The organism is Neoroseomonas eburnea (assembly GCF_018129005.1).
In the GTDB taxonomy this organism is placed as follows: Bacteria; Pseudomonadota; Alphaproteobacteria; order Acetobacterales; family Acetobacteraceae; genus Neoroseomonas; species Neoroseomonas eburnea.
In genome coordinates this window covers 1-23386 of sequence record NZ_JAAEDL010000030.1, presented here as the reverse complement: position 1 = coordinate 23386, position 23386 = coordinate 1, and the positions used below count along the sequence as shown (strand labels likewise).

The following is a 23386-nucleotide window of genomic DNA, read 5'->3' as shown; positions in this document are numbered from 1 at the left end:
CTTAGTCCGTCTCGAATTTTTGCAGTATTGGCCAAGTCCGGCCGAACAAGAGAGGCATGCAATGTCTGCGTATCGCAATATTCTCATGGCGGGATCCGCCATGGGGGCGGTGGTGCTCGCCCTGACCACGGCGTCGGTCGCCCAGACCAGCGGCAGCGGCACCGTGCAGCTGAATCCGATCCAGGTGACCGGCCAGGGCGCCAACGAGAACACCAGCACGGTCGACGGCGAACAGCTTCGCCTCGAGGCCGGCAACCGTGTCGACGACCTCCTGCGCACCCTGCCCGGCGTCTTCACGCGCCAGAACGCCCAGCAACCCGGCGTGGCGGTCAACATCCGCGGCTTCGAGGGGGCGGGCCGCGTCAACATGTCGATCGACGGCGTACGCCAGAGCTTCCGCTTCACCAGCCATGAGGCGGCGGGCTTCACCTATGTCGATCCCGCCCTGCTCGCCGGCATCGACGTGACCCGCGGCGCGGTGGTGGGCGTGGGCGGCGGTGCGCTGGCCGGCACCGCCAACTTCCGCACCCTGAACGTGGACGACATCGTGCGGGAGGGGCAGACCTACGGCGCGCTGGCGCGCCTCGGCTGGGGCTCCAACGGCGTCGACTTCTCGGAGATGGCGGCGGCCGGCGCGCGGACCGAACATGTCGGCGTCGCCGCGGCGATCAGTCGCCGCAGTTCGCGCAACTACCAGGATGGCTACGGCAACAGCGTGTCCGGCACCGGGCAGGACCTGATTTCGGGCCTCGGGCGGCTGAACTTCAACCTCGGCGAGGGCCATAGCCTGGGCCTCGGCATGGTGCTCTACGACAACGACTTCTACGCCAATTCCTATTACCAGACGATCAACAACCGCACCTACACCGTCAATTACCGGTACAATACCGGAAATCCCTGGTTCGACATCAGCGCGAATGCCTACTATAACGATCTCACGATGAAGTACACCGGCGGCACCGGCTCCTCTGTCGGGCGCACCATCGAGGATGAGGGCACCGGATTCGATATCTCGAATGTGTCGCGATTCTCGATCGGTCCGGTCCAGGTGAGAAGCAACAATGGCGTCGAGTACTTCCATGACTCGGTCACGTCGAACAATGGCGGCGTCAACCCGGCCGACGGCACCTCGGCCCTGCTCGGCGTGTTCACCGACACGACCTTCTCCTACAGCATCGTCGATTTCACGCCGGGGCTACGCTACAATTACTATACTTTGGATGGTACCGGCATCCCGAACAGCCGCTACGGGACCTACACCGTCGACAATTCGGAAAGCTCGCTCGATCCGCGGATCACGCTTGCGATCCGGCCCCTTGACTGGCTGCAGCCCTATGTCACCTGGAGCCGGTCGATGCGCGCCCCGACGCTGCAGGAGACAATGCTCGGCGGCACCCATCCCGGCACCACCAGCGGCGCCTACATCCCCAATCCCGCCCTCAAGCCCGAGACGCAGCAGGGCTGGGAATTCGGCGTGAACATCCGCCAGAACCGCCTGTTCACCGGGAACGACACGCTGCGGATGCGCGCCAACTACTTCATCATGGACGTCGACGACTACATCGTCGCCACCTATGTCCCGGCCTATCGTTCCTATCAATTCCAGAACGTGGCGGGCAGCTCGCGGGTCCAGGGCTTCGAGTTCGAGACGAACTACGATGCGCGCGTCGCCTTCGGCTCCATCAACTACACCCACACCGATTCGAAGCTGCCGTCCCAGATGCCGGGCCTCGGCGCGAGCCAGTACACGCCGGACGACGTGGTCGCCATCACCGGCGGCGGGCGGCTGTTCGACGAACGCCTGACGCTGGGCGCACGCTACACCTACGTCTCGGGTGGCCTGGTCGCCGGCTACAACAGCAGCGTCACCGGGGGCGTCGCGAGCGAGGGCGGCAAGCCCTACAACCTGTTCGACCTCTTCGCGAGCGTGCGGGTCACCGAGAACCTCGACCTCAACGCGCGCGTCACCAACCTTTTCGACGTGGCCTATACGCCCTTCCTGAGCACGACCGGCACCGGCCAGGGGCGGACAATCTACTTCGGCCTGCAGGCCCGCCTCTGACGGCCTGCCTGGACATGCGCCATGGAGGCGCGATGAACGACCGCCGGACCGACGCGGCTGCCGCGTCATTCAACCGGCCACGAGGCCGGTGAAGCGCCCTCGGGACCCGCGGCGTCACGTCACCGCGGGTGCAGGGGACCGTGTCCCCTGCCGGGGGAGCTTGAGGGGGCGGCGCCCCCTCAATTCCGCTGCCTCGCGCGCGCCCGATCAGCGCCGGCGCGCGATCCGCGCCAACGCCAGCACCGCGCCAGCCGCCGCGCCCAGAAGCCCCGCGCCGATCGCAATCGCCGGAATGCCCATGGCGCAGGCGCCGGAATCGCCCGGGCTGCCGCATACGGGGTTGAGCATGACATTCCCGATGCCGAGCGCCGCCCCCAGGAGCATGCCAAGGACAAGCCCCACGAAGCCGTAGCCGATCAATCGCACGATCGCCGCGCCGACGCCGCCCGCGCTGACCTCCATCGGGGGATGGGCCAGCCAGGCGGTGATGAAGCCGGCATCCTGCACGGCCACGCGCAGCGCCTCCGGCGGGTGGTCCGTCTGCACCGCGACCAGGCCGCGCGGCCAGTCCGTCCAGACGACGCCGGCGGGATCGCGCTGGCGGAGGGCGGCCAGGACGGCGGCGTGGTCCTCGGGCCCGCGCAGGCCGCTGACCGAGAGCAGCACCGCGCCGGGCGGCGGCACCGCCGATCCCGCCATCCCGGCGCCTTCGCCGCCGCTCACCGCCATCGCCGCGCGAGCCCCGCCAGCAGCCCGACCACGGCACCGGCCGGCAGTCCGACAAAGGCGCCGAGGCCGCCGAAGACGCCGACACCGATGGCGCAGTTCCCGCTGCCGCGGCAGTTGGGGTTGAACATGGAATTGCCGAGCCCGATGGCGATGCCGATCGCCATCCCGCCCATCAGGCCGAGCAGGCCATAGAGCACCACGCGCCCGAAGATGCCGGCCAGGCTGCCCCGCGCGCCGGGCCCGCCCTGGACCAGGACACCGTAGCCGGCACCCTGCACGGCCGCGCAAAGCGCCTCGGGCGGCGCCGCCGACTGCACGGCCACCAGAGCCCGCGGCCAGTCGGTCCAGAGCCTTGCCGCGGGGTCGCAGCGCAGCAGCGCGGCCCGGATCGCCGCGCCGTCCGCCGGCCCGTGCAGGCCGGTGATGGCGAGGATCACCGCATCAGGCGGCGGATGGCCGGTCATCGGCGCATCCGGGGCGCGGCGCAGCGCCGGATCATGCCGCCCATCGCGCTCCCCCGTGGTGGTCAATGCCGACAGCCTAGCGCAGGGCATGAAGGCTCTCATCGTCAATACGGGACCTTGTCGGGCTTCGCCTCCCACGCTCGAAAGGCGGCCATCGCCTCGGCTGCCAGCAGGCGGCGCAGGGGCAGCCGGCGGGCGGCGACCGGCGCCGCCACCTCCTCGTAGATCGCCGCGTCGTCGAAGCCGATCGCCGCCGCGTCGGCCCGGTCATTGGCGTAGACGATCTCCCGGATGCGCGCCCACCAGACGGCGCCGAGGCACATCGGGCAGGGTTCGCAGCTGGTGTAGATCACCGCGCCGGTCAGGTCGTGGGTGCCGAGGGCCGTGCAGGCGGCGCGGATGGCGACGATCTCCGCATGCGCGGTGGGGTCGCGGGCGGGGACCACCGCGTTGCGGCCCTCCCCGAGGATGCGGCCATCCTTCACCACGACGGCGCCGAAGGGGCCGCCGCCCTCCTCCACGCCCTGGCATGACAGGGCGATCGCCCGTCGCATGAAGTCCGCCTCGTCCATCCGCCCTGCCCTGCTCCGGTGTCATGCCAGCCTAATGCGGCCCGGGTCCTCCCTGGCGCGCGGAAACCGCCGAGGCATCCTCATTTTCCGGACAGGCGTCACCAGCCTGGGCAAGGGCGCGCGAACGGGATCCGCCGCCATCGCCTGTGATGCCTGACTGCGTGCCGCCGCCGGTGCCTGTCCACCGTGGCGCGGCGGCAACAGCCCCGGCAGGAAAGTGCCGCCATCGTGATCGGAAGCCCCTCGCGTGCAGCATCCCGGTGCCATGGCAACCATCAGGTGAACAACATATAGGGTATGCGCGTCGGTCCCGATACAAGATGGCGGATGCCACGCGATGGCGACCTCGACCTGCAACTTCTTGATAAGAAAGACTCTCTACCGCTAGCTTAACATCACAGGACAGTTCGAGGGGGCAAGATGAGCGGATCCCTGATCGCGGCGCTCCGCATGGAGGAGCACGCCATCCTCGCGGAACTCCGCGAGTCCATCACGTTCCGCCGGCTGGAGGAACTCCGCCGGTTGCTCGACCTGTATGCGGATCAACCCCCGGTCGGTGCCGAGCTGGATGCAGTGCTCGCCGGCCCTCCGGCCCATGCGCCGCGCCGCGTCTCCACGCCTCAGCCGGTCATCCTGCTGCACGGCGAGGCGCGATCCGTCGAGGTCGCCTGAGGCCAGGCCGCGGCGGCGCCCCCTCCCGCAGCCGGGCGGCTGCACTACCTTGGTGGGCATGAGCGGCTTCACCCTTTCCGTCCTCGACCAGTCCTCCGTCGCCTCCGGCCGCTCGCCGGGGGAGGCGATCCGCGAGACGCTGGCCCTCGCCAAGCACTGCGACGCGCTGGGCTTCCGCCGCTACTGGTGCGCCGAGCACCACAACTCCGCCTCCCACGCCGGCGCGGCGCCGGAGGTGCTGATGGCGGCGATCGCCGCCACCACCTCGCGCATCCGCGTGGGCTCCGCGGGGGTGATGCTGCCGCACTACTCCTCCCTCAAGGTGGCCGAGCAGTTCCGCGTGCTGGAGGCGATCGCGCCCGGGCGGATCGACCTCGGCGTCGGCCGCGCACCGGGGTCGGACGGGCGCACCGCCTTCGCGCTGAACCCCAACGCCAACCAGGCGGCCGACCGCTTCCCGGCGCAGGTGATGGAGCTGCTCGGCTGGCACGGCGAAGGGCTGCCGGAGAACCACCCCTTCCGCAGCATCATCGCCCAGCCGGCGGTCGAGACCCGGCCGGAGATGTGGATCCTCGGCAGTTCCGACTACGGCGCGCAGGTCGCGGGGTATTTCGCCCTGCCCTACTGCTTCGCGCATTTCTTCAGCGACGGCGGCGGGTCGGAGCAGGCGATCGCGGTGTACCGTGAATCCTTCCAGCCCAAGCCCGACATGCCCGCGCGGCTGGCGGCGCCGCATCCGGCGCTCGGCGTCTATTGCCTGGTGGCGGATACCGAGACCGAGGCGCGGCGGCTGTTCCGCTCCCGCGAGCTGTGGCGGCTGAAGCGCGACCGCGGCCTCTTCCTGCCGCTGCCGAGCGTCGAGGAGGCGGAGGAATACCGGTATTCCGACCTCGAGCTCACGCGCCTCGAACGGATGCGGGAGGTCGCAATGGTCGGCGCGCCGGAACAGGTGAAGGCGAAGCTCGAGGCACTTTCGGCCGCGCATGGCGGGGTGGCGGAATTCGCCGTCATCACCCATTGCCACGACGCGCAAGCGCGTCGGCGATCCTACACGCTGCTGGCGGAAGTGTTCGGGCTGCGCGAGGGCGGGGTGGCGATGGCGGCGGAGTGAGGATCACCGCGCGAGGAAAGGTTGGAGGGGTGCCGCCCCTGCAAGCCAGCCCGCCAAGGGCCGAAAGGCCTTCGGAAGCCGTCACCCGATACCAGCGGCAGGGGTTCTTGACTCGTGCCGAGGCCGCGAATGTGGTCCGGCGAAGCCAGGCAAACCAGAGGTTTGCGCCCGGCGTCCGAGGGCTCGAAAAGCCTCATGCCAACGGTCGCGAATAGCGGCCGCCGGCATGACACCCCGCACCGCTGTCCGGACCAGTGCCGGAAGCTGCGCCTGCGCAGGCTGCGACAATCCGGACCGCTTTCGGTGCCCGGCGCCAAAGGAAGCCTGCCAAGGGCCCCGGGGCCTTTGGTTGGGGAGGTCCGGAGGGGCGAATCCCCTCCGCGCCCTCAGCGCCGGATGACGACGAAGCGCACCTGACCCGGCGGAACCTCGCCCCGGCTGCGCGCGCGCCGCGCGCGCCACCACAGCGAGGCGGCGCCGATCGCCCCGGCACCGATCACCAGCGGCACGAGGATGCCGATGGCCAGGATGGCGAGCCCCGCCAGCAGCAGTCCCCCGCCGGCCGCCGCCACCAGGATGGCGGTGCCGCCGAGGCGCGCGAGCAGCCGGTCGAACGGCGTGCCGGGCTGCGGCGGGACGGGATCGCGGAAATCCCCTTCCGGCGTCATGTCGATCACGGGCGGGCGGCGGTGCGTTTCCATGGCCCATAGGACGTGGCCCATGATCGGGCCCGGATCAAGGGCCGTTACACCCCGTGACGAAGCGCATCCAGGCGGGCGAAGACCTCGGCGACCGGCAGGCTGGTCAGGTCGTGGTGCTCCTCGCCAACCAGGGCGCGCTGCACCTCGTGCGGCACATGGCTGCGGATCGCGGCCGCGACCGTCGCCGGGGCGACCAGGGAGAAGCTGTCGGCCTTGCCGGCCTTGAGCGCGGCGACGATGTCCGCCGCCATCTGGCGGGCGAGGTCGCGCTTGGCGTGCTCCTTCGGGCTGTCGTCCTTGTTGTCGTATTCCATGGCGCTGCGGGCGGTGGCGCCGGCGCCGGCGAAGGCGCGGCCGGGCTTGTCCTCGCCCAGTTCGGAATCCTTCGCGCGGGCATCGGGCGAAGCCCAGGCGATCACCGCGTCGTAGCCGGTCTCCCCGAGCCGCTTCAGATAGGCCCGGCCATGGCTGCCATTGGCCACGACGAAGAGGCGGCGCGCGCGGCCGCCTTCGATGGTGTTTGCGCTCGTGCTCATGGGGCTTTCCCTCCGTCGATGAAGCCTACATGGCCTTGCCTTCCGCCGCGCGCCTTGATCCGCAGCAAGGACGCGGCGATGCCTATTCCGGCCGGACGACGAGGGTGGTGCCGTCCACCCCCTCCACCCGCACCCGCGTCCCGGCCGGGCTTTCCGCCACGTCGCGCGGCAGCCGCGCGGCCCAGTCCGAATCGCCGATGCGCACGCGCGGGCCGGCCAGGCCGGGTTCGACCAGCACGCCGAAGCGCCCGACCAGGCCGGCATCGGGCGTATTCACCCGCGGGCGCGGATGCTCGGTGCGCCGCAGCCGCAGCGCCGCGGCGATGCCGGCGGCGAGCAGCAGGATGAAGACCGTGACGGTCAGCCAGAAGGGTGGCGTGGTGACCAGCAGCATCAGCCCGGTGCCGACCGCGGCGAGGCCGATCCACAGCAGGAAGACGCCGGGCAGCAGGGTCTCCGCGCCGAGCAGCAGCAGCCCGACGAGGATCCAGATCAGCGCGGGGTCCATGGCGACGGCATCTCCGGTACTGGCGGCGCGGCGGGCGGGCGTGGCGTGCGCGGCGGCAAGGTCCCGTCCGGCCCGCGCAGCAGTTCCATCGCCTGCGCGATGCCGCCGGCCAGCGCGCTGCTCTCCATCGGCACGATCACCAGCTTCTGCGCAGGGTTGCCGGCCAGCGTCTCGAACGCCTTCACGTACTTGTCGGCGATGAAGTAGCGCAGCGCGTCGGTCCCCGCGCCGGCGGCAACCTCCGCCACCATGCGGGTCGCGGCGGCCTCGGCCTGGGCCAGGCGCTCGCGCGCCTCGGCGTCGCGGAAGGCGGCCTCGCGGCGGCCCTCGGCGGACAGGATCAGGGCCTGCTTCTCGCCCTCGGCGCGCTTGATCTCGGCCTCCCGCTCGCCCTCGGCCTTGGCGACGGTGGCGCGGCGCTCGCGCTCGGCGGTCATCTGCAGGTTCATGGCGCGGATCAGGTTCTCGGGGGGCTCGATCTTGCGGATCTCGACGCGGGCGATCTTCACGCCCCACGGGTCGGTCGCGCCGTCGAGAATGGCGAGCAGCGAGGAGTTGATGCGTTCCCGCCCCGACAGCGTGGCGTCGAGCTCCATCTCGCCGATCACCGCACGGATGTTGGTCATGGTCAGCGCGGTCAGCGCGACGCCGAGATCCTGCACGGCATAGGCCGCCTTCGCCGGATCCATCACGCGGTAATAGACGATGCCATCCACCGCCACGGTCGCGTTGTCGCGGGTGATGACCGACTGCTCGGGAATGTCGAGCACCTGTTCCTGCACGTTCACCCGCCGGCCGATGCCGTCGATGAAGGGGATGATGAAGTTCAGGCCCGGCGAGAGCATGCGGGTGAAGGCGCCGAAGCGCTCCACCGTCCAGACCTCTCCCTGGGGCACGGTGCGGATGCCGCGCAGCGCCGTCAGCACCGCGAGGAACAGCAGGACGATCAGGACGATGGTCGAGAAGGAGACGATGTCGAACGGGCTCATGGCCGGGGACACTAGCCTGAGCGATGCCGGAACGGAATGTCGCCCTTGCCGCCCCGCCCGCCCCGCAGGAGCATGGGCGAAGCATTTCAGGGGAAGGATGCGTGATGGAAGCCTGCAACACGCCGCTGCCGGTGGATCTCGGCGGGATGCGCGCGGCGATCAGCGCCGGCGCGGGGGGCATCGGCCGCGTGATGGCGGATGCCTTCGCCGCCCGCGGCGCCCGCGTCTTCGTCTGCGACGTGGATGAGGAGGCGCTCGCCACCTGCCCCCACCCGAGGATGCGCGCCGACATGGGCGAGACGGCGGAGTGCGAGCGCTTCGTCGACGAGGCGGCGGCCCATCTCGGCGGCCTCGACGTGCTGGTGAACAATGCCGGCATCGCCGGCCCCACCGCACGCGTCGAGGACGTGACGCCGGAGGCGCTGGAGGCGACGCTGCGCATCGACCTCGCCGCCATGTTCCACTGCGCGCGGCGCGCCGTGCCGCATCTGCGCGCGGCGGGCGGCGGGTCGATCGTCAACCTCTCCTCGGCCGCCGGGCGCTTCGGCTTCCCGCTGCGCAGCCCCTATGCCGCGGCGAAATGGGGCGTGGTGGGGTTCACCAAGTCGCTCTCGATCGAGCTCGGTCCCGACCGCATCAGGGTCAACGCCATCCTGCCCGGCCTCGTCGCCGGCGACCGCATCCGCCGCGTCATCGAGGCCAAGGCCCAGGCGCAGGGCGTGGCGTTCAAGGACAAGGAGGGGGAGCTGCTGAAGGACGTCTCGATGCGCTGCTATGTGACGCAGCACGACATCACCAACATGGCGCTGTACCTCTGCTCGCCCTTCGGGGCGACGATCAGCGGCCAGGCGCTGGCGGTGGACGGGGACCTGCAGCGCCTGGGCTGACGGCACGGCGCCGGCCGGTCGGAGAATGCTTCCGCGCGCCGCATGGAACACGGGGCGAGGGGGGGGCTGGTCCCATGCGCGTGAGCAGGCATTGGAGAGGGGCTCTGCCCCTCTCCAAACCTCACCCCGCCAAAGGCCGAATGGCCTTTGGAAACGGTCAGCGGGTGCGGGGCGCCTCGGAGGCACCGCATCCCTCCGGAGCGACTGCTGCCCATGGCCGATCACGGCGGTGACAGCGGCAGTGGGGCGCAAAGCGCCAGGTATCGGCTCCCAAAGGCCCTTCGGCCATTGGCGGGGAGAGCCCGAGAGGGGCGGCGCCCCTTTCGGAAGCGCCACCGACACATCCGCCGCGGCCTGCTAGATTGCGCCGCGATGACCCATCCGATCCGTTCCCTCGACGACCTCTCGGCCGGCATGGCCTGGGACCTCGGCACGCTCACCCTGTCCCTCGAGGAAGTCGTCGCCTTCGCCTCGCGCTACGACCCGCAATACTTCCACCTCGACCCCGAGGCGGCGAAGGAGAGCATCTTCGGCGAACTGGTGGTGAGCGGCCTGCACACGCTCTCCGCCGTGTTCGGCCGGCTGATGGGCAGCGGGCTGCTCTCCGGCATCTCGCTCGGCGGCAACCAGATCGACACGAAATGGCCCGCCCCGCTGCGCCCCGGGGAGGAGATCGCGATCCGCACCGAGGTGGTCGAGGTGCGCCCCTCGCGCTCCGGCCGCGCGCTCGGCATCGCGAAGCTGCGCCACACGGCGCGTCGGACGGCGGACAACGTCATCGTGCTCGACGCGGTGGGGACCCACTTCCTCAAGCGCTGAGAGACCGTACGCGCATGCGCCGAACGGCTCCTGCGCGACCGGCACCTGCCCGCACCCCGCCCGGCCACCCATCCCGGAAACCGTCATTGCGTCTCCGGGTGGGGGTGCGGGCCGGCGCCGGCATTCGCGCACGGCTTCTCATGCCAGCGGCCGCTATTCGCGACCGCTGGCATGAGGCTGTCCGTGCCCTCGGGCGCCGGGCGCAAACCTCCGGTTTGCCTGGCTTCGCCGGAGCACCGGCGGGCCGCATTCCGGATCCCCGGTCACGTTGCAAGGCGAGATGACCGGGTGCCCGTCGCGGCCTCGGCACGAGGCAAGAACGCGTGCCGCTCGCATCAGCGACAGGAGCAGGGCCGGCCGGCACCGCCGAAATTGTTGCGCGCGAAATCCTGCGCGGAGGAGAGGAAGCCGAATTTCGGCCCCATCTGGCAGACGCCGGAACCGCGCGCGATGCGCATCTGCTCGGGGTTGCGGCTGTCCACCTCGATCCGGTTGTTGGCGCAGTAGACGTAGTAGTCGGCGCGCGCGGCGGCAGGCGCCAGCAGCGCGGCCACGGCCATGGCGGCGAAGACGAACCTCATCTCGGCGATCCTCCGGTCCGGCACCCGGTTCCCAGGATGGCGCCCGCCCGGCCCCGGCCGCAAGTGACCCCCGTAACGGAAGCGGCGCGGAAGGTTGCCCCTCCGCGCCGCCCCCTGCCCGGTCCTGACCGGTGGGATCAGGCGGACTTCGCCATGATCTCGTCCGCGACGTTGCGCGGCACCGGATCGTAGTGGTGGAACTGCATGGAGAAGGACGCACGGCCCTTCGTCATGCCACGCAGGTTGGAGATGTAGCCGAACATCTCCTTCAGCGGGACATGGGCGCGGACGATGACCGAGGTGCCGGCCATGTCCTGCGACTGGATCACGCCGCGGCGGCGGTTCAGGTCGCCGACGACGTCACCCACATGGTCCTGCGGGGTGGTCACCTCGACGTCCATGATCGGCTCGAGGATGACCGGGCCGGCCTTCTTCATGCCTTCGCGGAAGCAGGCCTTGGCGGCGATCTCGAAGGCCAGGGCCGAGGAGTCGACGTCGTGGTACTTGCCGTCCACCAGGGAGTACTTGAAGTCCACCGTCGGGAAGCCGGCGAGCACGCCGGTATCGGCCTGCACCTTGATGCCCTTCTCGACCGCCGGGATGTATTCCTTCGGCACCGCGCCGCCGACGATGCCGTTCACGAACTCGATGCCCGTGTTCCGCTCCTTCGGCTCGAAGACGATCTTCACCTCGGCGTACTGGCCCGAGCCGCCCGACTGCTTCTTGTGGGTGTAGGTCTCGGTGTGCGGCTTGGTGATGGTCTCGCGATAGGCGACCTGCGGGGCGCCGATATTGGCGTCCACGCCGTATTCGCGCTTCAGGCGGTCGACGATGATCTCGAGGTGCAGTTCGCCCATGCCGGAGAGGATGGTCTGGCCGGTCTCCTGGTCGGTGCGCAGGCGCAGCGAGGGATCCTCGCCGGCCAGCTTCTGCAGGCCGAGGGTCATCTTCTCGATGCCTTCCTTGGTCTTCGGCTCGACGGAGATGTCGATGACCGGCACCGGGAAGGCCATACGCTCCAGCACGACCGGGTCGGCGGGATCGGCCAGGGTGTCGCCCGTGCCGGTGTCCTTCAGGCCGACGAAGGCGGCGATGTCGCCGGCGAAGACCTCCTTGATCTCCTCGCGCTTGTCGGCGTGCATCTGGAACATGCGGCCGATGCGCTCGCGCTGCCCCTTGGTCGTGTTCATCACCATGTCGCCCTGCTTGAGGACGCCGCGGTAGACGCGCACGAAGGTCAGGTTGCCGTACTTGTCGTTGATGATCTTGAAGGCGAGGCCGGCGAAGGGCCCGTCCTCGGTCGCCGGGATGACGCGGCGCTCGGCGCCCTCGTCCTGGCCTTCCTCGGGGGCGACCTTGATGCCTTCGATGTCCACCGGGGACGGCAGGTAGTCGATCACCGCGTCCAGCAGCGGCTGCACGCCCTTGTTCTTGAAGGAGGACCCGCAGACGACCGGGCGGAACTCGCCCGAGATCGTGCCCTTCTTGATGGCGCGCTTCAGCAGCTCGACCGGCACGTCGCCGTCCTCGAGATACTTCTCCATCGCCTCGTCATCGGCCGACACCACGGTGTCGAGCAGCTTCTCGCGGTATTCCGCGGCCTTGTCCTTCAGGTCGGCCGGGATCTCGACGATGTCGTACTTCGCGCCGAGGTCGTCGCCCTGCCAGACCAGCGCCTTCATCTCGACGAGGTCCACGACGCCCTGCAGGTTGTCCTCGATCCCGATGGGGATCTGCAGCGCCACCCAGTTGATGCCGAGCTTCTCGGTCAGCGTCTCCGCCGCGCGGAAGAAGTCCGCGCCGGTGCGGTCGAGCTTGTTGATGTAGATGATGCGCGGAACGTTGTAGCGGTCGGCGAGGCGCCAGTTGGTCTCGGACTGCGGCTGCACCCCGGCCACGCCCTCGATCACGAAGACCGCGCCGTCGAGCACGCGCAGCGAACGGTTCACCTCGATGTTGAAGTCGATGTGGCCCGGGGTGTCGATGACGTTGATGCGGTGGCCCTTCCACTCCGCCGTCACGGCGGCGGAAGTGATCGTGATCCCGCGCTCACGCTCCTGCTCCATGTAGTCGGTCGTCGTCGCACCGTCATGGACTTCACCGATCTTGTGGCTCTTGCCGGTGTAGTAGAGGATGCGCTCGGTCGTGGTGGTCTTGCCGGCGTCGATATGCGCCGTGATTCCGATATTTCGGATCTTCTCGAGCGGGGTGCGCGCCACGATGGGCCTCCATAAGCAGACAGGGGCGCATGCGCGGGGGCTGCCCCCCCTCGCCGCCCGCAAAGGTTCTCGCCGATCAGTCGGTCGCGGCTATCTGCGACGTCTGGGCCTGCTTTGCAAGCGCAACATGGTGTCGGAGGATCCGCGGCCGCGGCCGTGGCCCCATGCGCGGGAGGCGCGACACGCTTCGTTGCATGCCTCCGCAGCCTTCCGGCGCTAGATTTGCCGCCATGGACCGTGCCCAAGCCATCGCCGCCATCCGCTTCACCATGGGCCGGCGGCCGAGCGACCCGGCGCCCGCCGACCCGGCGGCCTGGCTCGACTCGCAACTCGCCCCGGGCCTGCCCGGCCCCGCCCTGCCCGACGGCGTGCCGGCCGACCTGCCCGCGATCTTCGCCGCCGCCGCCGAGGACAACCAGACCAGCCGCGCCGGCATGGGCCGCCCCCACCAGCGCCGCATCCTGCGCGGCGAGGCGGATGCGGCGATCGGCTTCGCCATCGCCTCCCCCGACGGCTTCCGGGAAAGGCTGGTCGCCTTCTGGGCCAACCACTTCACCGTGGCCCGCGGCAAGGTGCCCTACACCGTCGGCCATTTCGTCCGCGAAGCGATCCGCCCCCACGTCACCGGCCGCTTCGACGACATGCTGGTCGCCGTGGTCCGCCACCCGGCCATGCTCGCCTATCTCGACAACCAGGGCTCGATCGGGCCGAACAGCCGCGCCGGCCAGCGCATGAGCCGCGGCCTCAACGAGAACCTGGCGCGCGAGATCCTCGAGCTGCACACCGTCACCCCGGCCGCCGGCTACACCCAGGCCGACGTCACCGCCTTCGCCAAGGTGCTCACCGGCTGGTCCGTCGCGCCGCTCCGCGAGCCCTTCGGCTTCATCTTCCGGGAGGCGGCGCACGAGCCCGGCCCCAAGACGGTGATGGGCCGCAGTTGGCCCGAGGGCCAGGAAGGCGGACTGCAGCTGCTCGCCTGGCTCGGCCGGCACGAGGCGACGCATCGCCACCTGGCGACCAAGCTGGTGCGCCATTTCGTCGCCGACGACCCGCCGCCCGAGGCGATCGCCGCGATCTTCGGCGTGCTGCGCGACAGCGGCGGGGACCTCGGCGCCGCGTCGCGCGCGCTGGTCCGGCTGCCGCAGGCCTGGGCCACCCCGCTCGCCAAGCTGCGCTCGCCCTTCGACTACGTCGTCGCCGTGCTGCGCGCGGTGGAGGCCCCGCCCGAGGCCGCCGAGCGCGCCTTCGGAACCCTTCAGCTCCTCGGCCAGCCGCTGTGGGCCGCCCGCGCGCCAAATGGCTGGCCCGATGTCGCCAGCGAATGGGCGGCGCCCGAAGCCCTGCTCCGCCGGGTGGAATGGGCGAGCGGCATTTCCGCCCGCGGCGCCGGGCGCGACGCGGCCGACCTCGCCGAAGCGGTGCTCGGCCCGCTCTGCCGGCCGGAGACCCTGCGCGCCGCCGCGCGCGCCGGTTCGGCCCGGGAAGCCCTGACCCTCGTGCTCACCAGCCCGGAGTTCCACCGCCGATGAGCGCCCACCTGCCCGCCTTCGGCCGCCGCGCCGCCCTGCTCGGCCTGGCCGCCGCGCTGACCCTGCCGCGCGCCCGCGTCGCCTTCGCCCAGGCCCCCGGGGAGGCGCGCTTCGCCGTGGTGCTGCTGCGCGGCGGCCTGGACGGGCTCTTCGCCGTGCAGCCCTACGGGGAAGCTGCCTTCGGAGAGCTGCGCGGCCCCCTCGCCCTGCCCGAGCCCGGGCAGGAGAACGGGCTGCTCGACCTCGGCGGCCGCTTCGGCCTGCATCCGCGCATGCCGAACCTGCACGCCATGTACGCGGCGAACGAGGCGCTGATCCTGCACGCCGTCGCCGGCAACTGGCGCACGCGCAGCCATTTCGACGCGCAGGACATGCTGGAATCGGGCGCCGACCAGCGGCTGGCGAGCGGCTGGCTGAACCGTGCCCTCGTCGCCTTCCCGAACCGGCCGGGGGCGCAGCATGCCGGGCTCGCGGTCGGCACCGACGTGCCGCTGCTGATGCGCGGGCCGAGCACGGTCGGCAACTACGCGCCGCGCGGCGGGGGCACGCCGCCGCCGGACCTGCTGGCGCGGGTGGCGGAGCTCAACGCCGCCGACCCGGTGACCGGGCCGGCGCTGGCCGAGGCGCTCGGCGCGCGCGGCTATGCGGCGACAGCGCTCGGCGCCGAGGCGATGCAGCGCCGCCCGGCGCCCGGCGGCGCCTTCCGCGCCCTGGCGCTGACCGCGGGGCGGCTGCTCGCCCGGCCCGACGGGCCGCGCGTCGCCGCCTTCGAGCTGACCGGCTGGGACACCCATGCCCAGCAGGTCAACCGGCTCAACGGACCGCTGGCGATGCTCGACGAGGGACTTGGGGCGCTGAAGGAAGCGCTGGGCGAGCACTGGCGGCGCACCGCGGTACTGGTGATCACCGAATTCGGCCGCACCGTGCGGGTGAACGGCACGGCCGGGACGGACCATGGCACCGGCGGCGTCGCCTTCCTCGCCGGCGGCGCCGTGGCGGGCGGGCGGGTCGGCGGCGACTGGCCGGGGTTGTCGCCCGGCAACCTGTTCCAGGACCGCGACCTGGCGCCGACCACCGATCTGCGCAGCGTCGCCAAGGGGCTGCTGCGCGACCACCTGCGCCTCGCCGCGCCGGCGGTGGCGCGGGCGTTTCCGGGCAGCGAGGCGGCGACGCCGATGGGCGGCCTGGTCAGGGTGTGAAAACCGTCACGCCGCGCAGCCCCGCCGCATGCCAGGGTGCCGCGGATCGTGATGGAGCCCTTTCATGCGGCCTTCCTGGGTGACGCGGCAGATCGACGATTTCGTGCAGGATTTCGCCCGATCCACCGCGCTGATCGGTGCCGAGACCACCACCGCCCTGCTGCGCGCCCACATGACCGGGCAGGACCGCTACGACGGCCGGATCGAGACCAGCCCCGACCTCTCGTCTTCCGAAGGGTTCGTGTGGCGGCCGGCCGCCGCGGACCGGCTGCCGCAGCTCTGGCTGGACCCCGGGAAGACCGGCTATCGCGCCGCCTTCGAGCGCTTCGCGATCCGCGAGCTCGGCGCCCCCGGCCTCGACGGTGCCGACGTCCACATCGACCACGTCTTCCCGAAGCGGGCGGCGGCCATGGGCGGGCTCGGCTATGTCCGGATGCTCGCCGTCCCGCCGGAGTCCAACATGGCCGCCGGGCGGACGCTCGAGAAGGCGATGGTCGGGCGCAACGCGCAGTTCGGACGGCGGGCGAAGGACACGCGGCTCGCGACCTACTTCTCGATCGGCAAGGCGACCGGCTTCGACGGCTATGCCGCGCTGCCGGATGGCGAGCCGGGCGGCAACTGGGATCTCGCGGTCGCCCTCTTCGCCCATCTGCGCGCCTTCGGCGTGCCCGCCGAGGTGCTGAACGCCTGGGACGTCATGCTCACCGCCGACCGCGCCACGGATTATCGCTGACGCCGGGGCAGGCCTGCGGGGAGCAGCGTCTCTTCGAAGGGCCGCAGGCGCCCTCCCGCCCCATCCGCGCGCCCGGCGCCCGCGCGGCCGGAGCGAGGGGGCACCACCGGTGGCCGGGGCGCAGCCGCCCCTTGGCCCGGCATCCGGCGGAAGGATGCCGCGGCGGAACCCGTCAGGACCCGCGATAGGTCGAATAGGACCAGGGCGAGCACAGCAGCGGCACGTGGTAGTGCCCGCGCCCGTCCGCGAGCCCGACGGTGACCGTCACCACGTCGAGGAAGGGCGGCGACGGCGCGATGCCGCGCGCCGCGAAATAGGCCCCGATGTGGAAGCGCAGCTCGTAGCGGCCGGCACGGAAGGCTCCCGGGGAGAGCAGCGGCTGCGGCGTGCGGCCATCGGCGTCGGTCACGGTCTCGGCCAGTTGCGCCGGCTCGGGGTCCAGGCGCCAGAGTTCGACGCGGATGCCCTCGCCCGGAACGCCCTCGGCGGTGTTCAGCACATGGGTGGTGAGCGTGCCGGGTCCTTTGCCTGCCATGTCGTGCCTCGCCGGATGGGCCGGAAACGCTCCATCCTCCATTTCCGCGACGCATGGAAGGGGCGGCGGCGCGGCTCGCCCGTCCCCCTCCCTCCTTCGCGGCCCGGGTATCGTCAGAAGCTGAACCCGAGGCCGACGGAGGTGCCTGTGATGTTGTTGTCGCCGTAGAAGTAGCGCGCGACCAGCCGGACGCGGGAGAGGTTGATGCCGACCGCGCCGACCTCGTAGCGGCCGACATCGATCTCGATGCCGCCGCCGATCTTGGTCGCCCAGGTGAAGCCCATGATGTCGGCCTGGTCGCCGATATAGGCGGTGAAGGAGCCGTCGAGCACCCAGCGGACCGGCCGACCGAAGGCCTCCCATCCGGTCGGCCAGCGGTAGCGGGTCCAGAGCCCGACGGTCTGCGCCGTCAGGCTGCCGCGCGCGGCCGCCACGGTGTCGCCGAAGGTCCGCAGATGGATCTGCGTGTAGCGAAGCTCGACGTCGATGTCCCGCGCCGGCCGGTAGTCGTAATAGGCGAGCATCAGCGACCCGCCGATGCCCCAGACGTTCACGTGCTGGTCGGTCAGCGCCGGGATGTCGCGATCCGTCCGGTAATTGACGAAGGCCCCGAAGAGGGAGGCATCGGAGGCCGCATAGCCCGCCGACATGTTCACGATCGGCCGCAGCCAGAGGTATTCGCCGAGGCGGATATCGTAACCGATCCCGATCGTGCCGGCGATGTTGTTCCAGCGCAGCGGAACGCGCCGGGTGCCGAGGTTGGTGAAGACCGCCCGTGGGTCGTAGCGCGCGGTGCCGATATAGGCCTCGGTGAAGAGCGGGAAGGATTCGCTCCAGGTGAAGCCGAAGCCGAACTGGCTGAGCGTCATGGTGGGGGAACCCTCCTCCGCGCTCGTGGTCGTGCGGTTGACCTGGAGCGCGTTCGAGGATCCGTCCGGCGTCACGTTGTAGCCCATGATGCCGAGCACGCCGCCGGGCCGGACACGGAGACCGGAGCGGATCGCGTCGATGCGGTCGAGCACGTCCTCGACGCGTTCCCCGGTCGGCTGCGCCCGCGCGCCGCCCGCGCAGGCCAGGGCCACCACCACCGCGAGCGCGGCCGGAAGACCCGGCTGCCGCACGGCCCTCCTCATCGGGCCGCTGCGGGGGCGGGTGCGGCGGCGGGGTACGGCAGCGCGCGGGCGGCGCGGCGCAGCCGGTCCTCCTCGGCGCGGATGAGCTGGACCACCTCCTCGTCCGTGATGTCGCTCGCGCGTGCCTTGAGCAGGGCATGGCCCTCCCCGATCTGCGCGACGACCGCCGCATAGGCTTCCAGGGGCCCGGCCTCGCCCGGCATGGCGGTCGCCTCGCGCCGGATCGACGCGACCAGCGCCCTGGCGAGCTCCTGCACGAGCGGATCCGTCGCGCGGATGCTGTCGCGCAGTTGCGGCGCCCGGAGGTTGCCGCGCGTCGCGTAGCGGAGGAAGCGGCCGAGACCGGCGACCGCCTCGCCCCCCGCCGCATCGGCCCCCGCCGCGCGGGCGGCGAGATCCGTGAAGGGATCCTCGGGATATTGCAGCACCCCGTCATCCGCCATCCGGCCAAGGGCGGCGAGATGGAGGGACAGCGCCGCCTGCATCGCGACGATGCCGTCGCGCACCTCGGCCGGGGCGGCGTCAGGCGGCAATGCGGCGACGGCGCGGGTGGCGCCCGGATGATCCGCCACCAGGCTGCCGGCGCGGGCCCAGTCGCGCACCGGCGTGTAGTCCGGCGCGTTGCAGCCGGTGAGGAGCACGAGGGCACCGGCGGCAAGGCTGCGCGCGCGCTGGCGGGTCACGGCTGCACCACCTCGGCGACCACCCCGCCCAGCGGCCGCCGTGCGCCGATGGCCGGATCGGCCGGCAGCCGGTAGGCGGCGCGGATCAGCCGGTCCTCCTCGGCGCGCAGCTCGCGCGCCAGATCCTCCTGCGTGATGTGCCGCGCCCGCGCCTTCAGCATCGCATGGCCCTCCCCGATCGCCGCAAGGACACGAAGGTAGGCCTCGCGATCCGCACCGGGCCGCCGCTCCGCCCCCGCGGGTGGCGCCGCGGCGATGCCGGCGGCGAGCGCCGCGACCAGCGCCTGCACCGGGGTGTCTGCGGCACGGATCACGCTGCGCAGGCGGTGGTCCTCGACGACCGTGGCCTGCCCGGCGCTGTTCGCGCGCGCGCCGGGCGGCAGGTTGGCCTCCCGCGCCGCGCGCAGGATGGCACCGATCTCGGCAACGGCGCGTGCCGCCGCCGGATCGGCCGCCGCGGCGCGTGGCGCCAGCGCCGCATAAGGTTCCTCGCGGAACGTCAGCGGCTGCTCCTCCTCGGCCAGCACGCCGAGGGCGTAGAGGTAGACAGCCAGGGCCTGCTGCTGGGCGACCAGGCCATCCCGTCGGGCGCGCGCGGCTTCGTCCCCGGGGTCCGGCGCCGGGGCTGCGCGTGGCGGGGCGGCCCCGGGCTCCGGCGCGACGGCGGCCGGATGGTCCGCCAGGATGCTCGCGGTGCGCGCCCAGTCGCGCAATGCCGTGTTCGGCGGCAGGGAGCAGCCGGCGACCAGGACGAGCGCGAACAGGGCCAGGCAGTTCCGCGGCAGTGGCGCCCCTCCCCCTGTCATCCGGGCGCGACGCCGGACGCGGCGCCATGCACAGGATCACGTGTACAGGCTGCGCCAGCCGGGCGGCAATCGGACCGAGGCGCAAGAGCAGATCGCTCGCCGCCGGGGTCGGACGCCTGCGTGAAGATGCACGCCGCACATGGGCTGGAGCGGTTCCGCGCAAGGGGAAGCCGCCCTACTGCGCCGGCGCCCCCGCCGCGACCCAGGCGAGCAGCTTCCCCCGCTCCTCCTCCGTGATCTCGGTCAGGTTGCCGGGGGGCATGGCCTCGGTCTGCACCTGCTGGCGCATCGCCGCGGCCCAGCGGCGGATCTGCTGCGGCGTTTCCATCACCACGCCCTTGGGCGGGGCGGCGAAGCCTTCCATGGTCGGGCGCGCCGCATGGCAGGAGACGCAGCGGGAGGCGACGATGGTCTGCACCTCGGCGAAGGCCGGGGCGTCCGCGGCGCCCGCCCCGCGCTCCGGCGCGCCGGACCAGACCAGCAGGGCGACCACCGCGGCCGCGCCGGCCGGCAGCCAGACCGCATTGCGCCCCTTCTGCCGCAGCACGAAGAACTGACGCACCAGCGCGCCCGACAGGCCGATCGCCAGCAGCACCACCCAGTTCCAGCGCGACTGCCAGGTCATCGGGTAGTGCGGCGAGATCATGATGAACAGCACGGGCAGCGTCAGATAGGTGTTGTGGACGCTGCGCTGCTTGCCCCAGCGGCCGTATTTCGGGTCCGGTGCTTCGTCCCGGCGCATCGCCTCGACCATCTTCCGCTGGCCGGGGATGATCACCATCGCGACGTTGGCGACCATGATGGTGCCCGTCATCGCCCCGACCTGCAGGAAGGCGCCGCGGCCGCCGAACAGGTGACAGGAGACGAAGGCCACCGCCGCCAGCGCAGCCGCGCCGATGGCGCCGAGCGTGGCCTCGTTCTCCCCCAGCGGCGACCGGCAGACCAGGTCGTAGGCGACCCAGCCGCCCGCCAGCAGCGCCGCGCTGGCCAGCACCGCGACCCAGGGCGCCATGTCGAGCACCGCCGGATCCACCAAGTAGGTCGAGGCCTGCCCCCAGTAGATCAGCACGAACAGGCAGAAGCCGCTGATCCAGGTCCAGTAGGCCTCCCACTTGAACCAGTGCAGCTTCTCCGGCAGCCGCTCCGGCGCCACGAGATACTTCTGCTTGTGATAGAAGCCGCCGCCATGGACGGACCATTGCTCTCCCGCAACGCGGGGGTTGCCGTCCTTCGGCGGGTCGAGCTGGTTGTCGAGGCCGATGAAATAGAAGGACGTCCCGATCCAGGCGACGCCGGTGATCAGGTGCAGCCAGCGCAGCAGGAGGTTCGCCCAGTCCGACAGGTAGGCAGCGTCCATCCGGCACCCCCGCGCGGCACGCCCGGCCGCTGCGGCGCAGCATGACGGGGGAGCATCCCTGGCGGCAAGGCCCGGCTCTTGTGCAGTGCGGCGCGAAGGCGCAGGAAGCGGCCCCCCAACGATCCCGGCAGTCTCCAGGCGATGTCCCCGACCCGACTCTCCCTTCCCAAGGACAAGATCCGCATCCTGCTGCTCGAAGGCGTCTCCGACAGCGCCATCGAACGCCTGGCCGATGCCGGCTACGCGACGGTGAAGCGGGAGGCCAAGGCGCTCGACGGCCCGGCGCTGACCAAGGCGCTGAAGGGCGTGCACATCCTCGGGATCCGGTCGCGCACCCAGGTGACGGCGGAGGTGCTGGCCGCCGCCGATCGCCTCTTCGCCATCGGCTGCTTCTGCATCGGCACCAACCAGGTGGCGCTCGACGCCGCGGCCGAACGCGGCATCCCGGTGTTCAACGCGCCCTTTTCCAACACGCGCTCGGTCGCCGAGCTGACGCTCGGCGAGATCGTCATGCTGATGCGCGGCATCTTCCCGAAGTCCAACGCGGCCCATCGCGGCGAGTGGGACAAGTCGGCGGCGAATTCCTGGGAAGTGCGCGGCAAGACCCTCGGCATCGTCGGCTACGGCAATATCGGCAGCCAGTTGAGCGTGCTCGCCGAGGCCTTCGGCATGCGCGTCATCTACTGGGACCACACCGGCAAGCTGCCGCACGGCAACGCGCAGCCGATGACCTCCCTGCACGCGCTGCTGGCCGAGGCGGACGCAGTCACGCTGCACGTGCCCGAGACGCCCGACACGGTGAACATGATCGGCGAGGCCGAGATCCGTGCGATGAGGAAGGGCGCGGTGCTGGTGAACAACGCCCGCGGCACCGTGGTCGACCTCGATGCCCTCGCCGCGGCGCTGCGCGAGGGCCATCTGCTGGGCGCGGCGGTCGACGTCTTCCCGGTCGAGCCCTCCGGCAAGGATGAGCGTTTCGCGAGCCCGCTCCAGGGACTGCCGAACGTGATCCTGACGCCGCATATCGGCGGTTCGACCGGCGAGGCGCAGTGGCGCATCGGCGAGGAGGTCTCGCGCAAGCTGATCGAGTTCTCCGACACCGGGGCGACTTTCGGCGCGGTGAACTTCCCGCAGGTGCAGCTCCCGGCGCGGCCGACCGGGGCGCGCTGGGTGCACGTGCACCGCGACGCGCCGGGCATCCTCTCCCGCATCAACGAGAGCTTCGCCAAGCGCGGGCTGAACATCTCCGGCCAGTACTACCAGACGGCCGGCAGCATCGGCTACGTGGTGGTGGACAGCGTGGAGGCGCGGCGCGACGCCGAGGCGATCCTCGAGGAGTTCCGCGCCCTGCCCGGCACCATCCGCGCGCGGCTGATCTACGAGCGACGGTAGGACGCACCCCGGGGCGATCCGCCGCGGCGGCCGGGCTCGTCCCGCGCAGCGCGATCGGATCGCGGAACGACGCGCACCGCCGGCCAGGCCTGCGGCGGCGGCCGGGCGCGCCGGTCGTCGCGCGCATGTCCGGCCCGCCGGGCCGACGCCATGGCAGCGGCCCGATGCGGGGCACCGGGCCGGGAGCCGGGTCCGGCGGTCGTGCGCCCTGCGCCGATGCGGAGATCGGCGCCGGGGGATCAGCGGATCGGCATCGCGTACATCAGCCCGCCGCGCGTCCACAGGTCGTTGACCCCGCGCGGCAGCCCGATCGGCGAGCCGCTGCCGAGGTTGCGCTCGAAGATCTCGCCGTAGTTCCCCACCGCCTTGATGGCGTTGTAGGCCCAGCGGCGATCGAGACCCATCAGCGGCCCGTGGTCGCCGGTCAGGCCGAGCAGGCGGCGGATCGACGGGTTCTGGCTGTTCAGCATCTCATCGACGTTCGCCTGGGTGACGCCGAGCTCCTCGGCCTCGATCAGCGCGAAGACGGTCCAGCGCACGATGTCGAACCACTGGTCGTCGCCGTGGCGGACGGCCGGCGACAGCGGCTCCTTCGAGATGATGTCGGGCAGGATCATGTGCTCATCCGGGTTGCGCAGCGCGGTGCGGATGCCGGCGAGCTGGGAGGCGTCGGTGGTGAAGGCGTCGCAGCGTCCGGAATTGTAGGCGTTGCGGGTCTCCTCGTTCTGGTCGAACACCAGCGGCTGCACGCGGATGTTGTTGGCCCGCGACCAGTCGGCGAGGTTCAGCTCATTGGTGGTGCCCGAGGTGACGCAGATGGTCGCCCCCGCGAGGTCCCGCGCACGCTGCACGCCGGCGGCGCGGCGCACCATGAAGCCCTGCCCGTCGTAGAAGTTGACGGCGGTGAAGTTCAGCCCGTTCGCCGTGTCGCGCGTCTGCGTCCAGGTGGTGGTGCGGGGCAGCACGTCGATCTGGCCGGATTGCAGCGCCGGCAGCCGCGCCTGGGATGACAGCACCACCCAGCGCGCCTTGTTCGCATCGCCCAGCGCCGCTGCGGCGATGGCGCGGCAGGTATCGGCATCGAGATCCTATGAGGGCGGACCGGCGACCTGCTCAGGTGCGGCGGGTGTCATTGACCGTGAAGGAAAGGAGCGGGAAGTCGATGTCGC

At 71.4% G+C, this 23386-nt stretch carries 23 protein-coding genes and 1 pseudogene; 9 read left to right on the top strand and 15 right to left on the bottom strand.

The window, feature by feature from the left end:
- The first annotated feature begins 85 nt into the window (after window positions 1-85).
- Complete coding sequence (locus tag GXW74_RS22795) at window positions 86-2062, top strand: TonB-dependent receptor domain-containing protein (RefSeq protein WP_211848897.1); 1977 nt, start codon at window positions 86-88, stop codon at window positions 2060-2062.
- Between the two features lie 207 nt (window positions 2063-2269).
- Here GXW74_RS22795 and GXW74_RS22790 read toward each other — a convergent pair whose 3' ends face one another.
- Genes GXW74_RS22790 through GXW74_RS22780 form a run of 3 tightly spaced genes read right to left on the bottom strand, consistent with a single transcriptional unit; the run spans window position 2270 to window position 3827 of the window.
- A complete protein-coding gene (locus GXW74_RS22790) occupies window positions 2270-2785 on the bottom strand; it encodes a hypothetical protein (RefSeq protein WP_211848896.1) in 516 nt (171 codons plus the stop codon).
- The gene (locus GXW74_RS22785; protein ID WP_211848895.1) at window positions 2782-3345 is read right to left on the bottom strand and encodes a hypothetical protein; all 564 of its coding nucleotides are present in this window, start codon (window positions 3343-3345) and stop codon (window positions 2782-2784) included. Before GXW74_RS22785 ends, GXW74_RS22790 begins: the two co-directional genes overlap by 4 nt.
- Before the next feature lie 14 nt (window positions 3346-3359).
- Window positions 3360-3827: a nucleoside deaminase gene (locus GXW74_RS22780; protein WP_211848894.1), complete on the bottom strand. Its 468-nt coding sequence runs from the start codon at window positions 3825-3827 to the stop codon at window positions 3360-3362.
- 420 nt (window positions 3828-4247) lie between these two features.
- Here GXW74_RS22780 and GXW74_RS22775 point away from each other — a divergent pair, with 420 nt between their 5' ends.
- Both GXW74_RS22775 and GXW74_RS22770 read left to right on the top strand, forming a co-directional pair.
- Window positions 4248-4499, top strand: coding sequence for a hypothetical protein (locus GXW74_RS22775; protein WP_211848893.1), 252 nt, complete (start codon window positions 4248-4250; stop codon window positions 4497-4499).
- 58 nt (window positions 4500-4557) lie between these two features.
- Entirely contained in the window at window positions 4558-5610 is a 1053-nt protein-coding gene (locus GXW74_RS22770; RefSeq protein WP_211848892.1) for an LLM class flavin-dependent oxidoreductase, read from the top strand.
- Between the two features lie 386 nt (window positions 5611-5996).
- On the opposite strand, the gene GXW74_RS22765 is transcribed toward GXW74_RS22770, so the two are convergent.
- From GXW74_RS22765 to GXW74_RS22750, 4 genes are all read right to left on the bottom strand, one after another.
- Complete coding sequence (locus tag GXW74_RS22765) at window positions 5997-6311, bottom strand: hypothetical protein (RefSeq protein WP_211848891.1); 315 nt, start codon at window positions 6309-6311, stop codon at window positions 5997-5999.
- Between the two features lie 44 nt (window positions 6312-6355).
- Window positions 6356-6847: a host attachment protein gene (locus GXW74_RS22760; protein WP_211848890.1), complete on the bottom strand. Its 492-nt coding sequence runs from the start codon at window positions 6845-6847 to the stop codon at window positions 6356-6358.
- An 82-nt stretch (window positions 6848-6929) separates the two neighbouring features.
- Window positions 6930-7355 carry an NfeD family protein gene (locus GXW74_RS22755; protein ID WP_211848889.1) on the bottom strand — a complete coding sequence of 142 codons (426 nt, stop codon included), beginning with the start codon at window positions 7353-7355 and terminating at the stop codon, window positions 6930-6932.
- The gene (locus GXW74_RS22750; RefSeq protein ID WP_211848888.1) at window positions 7340-8344 is read right to left on the bottom strand and encodes an SPFH domain-containing protein; all 1005 of its coding nucleotides are present in this window, start codon (window positions 8342-8344) and stop codon (window positions 7340-7342) included. Before GXW74_RS22750 ends, GXW74_RS22755 begins: the two co-directional genes overlap by 16 nt.
- A 104-nt stretch (window positions 8345-8448) precedes the next feature.
- On the opposite strand from GXW74_RS22750, the gene GXW74_RS22745 reads away from it, so the two are divergent.
- Together GXW74_RS22745 and GXW74_RS22740 are read left to right on the top strand one after the other, a co-directional pair.
- Window positions 8449-9231, top strand: coding sequence for an SDR family oxidoreductase (locus GXW74_RS22745; protein ID WP_246523915.1), 783 nt, complete (start codon window positions 8449-8451; stop codon window positions 9229-9231).
- Window positions 9232-9603: 372 nt separating this feature from the next.
- Window positions 9604-10050 (top strand): MaoC/PaaZ C-terminal domain-containing protein, encoded by a 447-nt coding sequence (locus GXW74_RS22740; protein ID WP_211848887.1) that lies wholly within the window; start codon window positions 9604-9606, stop codon window positions 10048-10050.
- A gap of 335 nt (window positions 10051-10385) precedes the next feature.
- On the opposite strand, the gene GXW74_RS22735 is transcribed toward GXW74_RS22740, so the two are convergent.
- Together GXW74_RS22735 and fusA are read right to left on the bottom strand one after the other, a co-directional pair.
- Window positions 10386-10631: a hypothetical protein gene (locus GXW74_RS22735; RefSeq protein ID WP_211848886.1), complete on the bottom strand. Its 246-nt coding sequence runs from the start codon at window positions 10629-10631 to the stop codon at window positions 10386-10388.
- 137 nt (window positions 10632-10768) lie between these two features.
- Window positions 10769-12850, bottom strand: a complete 2082-nt coding sequence (fusA, locus tag GXW74_RS22730) for an elongation factor G (protein ID WP_211848885.1) — start codon at window positions 12848-12850, stop codon at window positions 10769-10771.
- A gap of 230 nt (window positions 12851-13080) precedes the next feature.
- On the opposite strand from fusA, the gene GXW74_RS22725 reads away from it, so the two are divergent.
- From GXW74_RS22725 to GXW74_RS22715, 3 genes are all read left to right on the top strand, one after another.
- The gene (locus GXW74_RS22725) at window positions 13081-14379 is read left to right on the top strand and encodes a DUF1800 domain-containing protein (protein WP_211848884.1); all 1299 of its coding nucleotides are present in this window, start codon (window positions 13081-13083) and stop codon (window positions 14377-14379) included.
- Window positions 14376-15578, top strand: a complete 1203-nt coding sequence (locus GXW74_RS22720) for a DUF1501 domain-containing protein (protein ID WP_211848883.1) — start codon at window positions 14376-14378, stop codon at window positions 15576-15578. The genes GXW74_RS22725 and GXW74_RS22720 overlap by 4 nt, the downstream gene beginning before the upstream one ends.
- A gap of 64 nt (window positions 15579-15642) precedes the next feature.
- Complete coding sequence (locus GXW74_RS22715) at window positions 15643-16311, top strand: hypothetical protein (protein WP_211848882.1); 669 nt, start codon at window positions 15643-15645, stop codon at window positions 16309-16311.
- 172 nt (window positions 16312-16483) lie between these two features.
- Here GXW74_RS22715 and uraH read toward each other — a convergent pair whose 3' ends face one another.
- The 5 genes from uraH to GXW74_RS22690 all read right to left on the bottom strand — a co-directional run bounded on the left by uraH (window position 16484) and on the right by GXW74_RS22690 (window position 20825).
- Complete coding sequence (gene uraH, locus GXW74_RS22710) at window positions 16484-16846, bottom strand: hydroxyisourate hydrolase (RefSeq protein WP_211848881.1); 363 nt, start codon at window positions 16844-16846, stop codon at window positions 16484-16486.
- Window positions 16847-16959: 113 nt separating this feature from the next.
- Entirely contained in the window at window positions 16960-17967 is a 1008-nt protein-coding gene (locus GXW74_RS22705) for a hypothetical protein (protein ID WP_211848880.1), read from the bottom strand.
- An 8-nt stretch (window positions 17968-17975) separates the two neighbouring features.
- The gene (locus GXW74_RS22700; RefSeq protein ID WP_211848879.1) at window positions 17976-18662 is read right to left on the bottom strand and encodes a hypothetical protein; all 687 of its coding nucleotides are present in this window, start codon (window positions 18660-18662) and stop codon (window positions 17976-17978) included.
- Entirely contained in the window at window positions 18659-19468 is an 810-nt protein-coding gene (locus GXW74_RS22695; RefSeq protein WP_211848878.1) for a hypothetical protein, read from the bottom strand. The genes GXW74_RS22700 and GXW74_RS22695 overlap by 4 nt, the downstream gene beginning before the upstream one ends.
- 175 nt (window positions 19469-19643) lie before the next feature.
- Window positions 19644-20825, bottom strand: coding sequence for a urate hydroxylase PuuD (locus GXW74_RS22690; protein ID WP_211848877.1), 1182 nt, complete (start codon window positions 20823-20825; stop codon window positions 19644-19646).
- A gap of 141 nt (window positions 20826-20966) precedes the next feature.
- Here GXW74_RS22690 and serA point away from each other — a divergent pair, with 141 nt between their 5' ends.
- Window positions 20967-22217, top strand: a complete 1251-nt coding sequence (serA, locus tag GXW74_RS22685; protein ID WP_211848876.1) for a phosphoglycerate dehydrogenase — start codon at window positions 20967-20969, stop codon at window positions 22215-22217.
- A 239-nt stretch (window positions 22218-22456) separates the two neighbouring features.
- Here serA and GXW74_RS22680 read toward each other — a convergent pair.
- Window positions 22457-23287 (bottom strand): annotated as a pseudogene (locus GXW74_RS22680) (amino acid ABC transporter substrate-binding protein); the annotation flags it as partial.
- Window positions 23288-23386 lie beyond the last annotated feature (99 nt).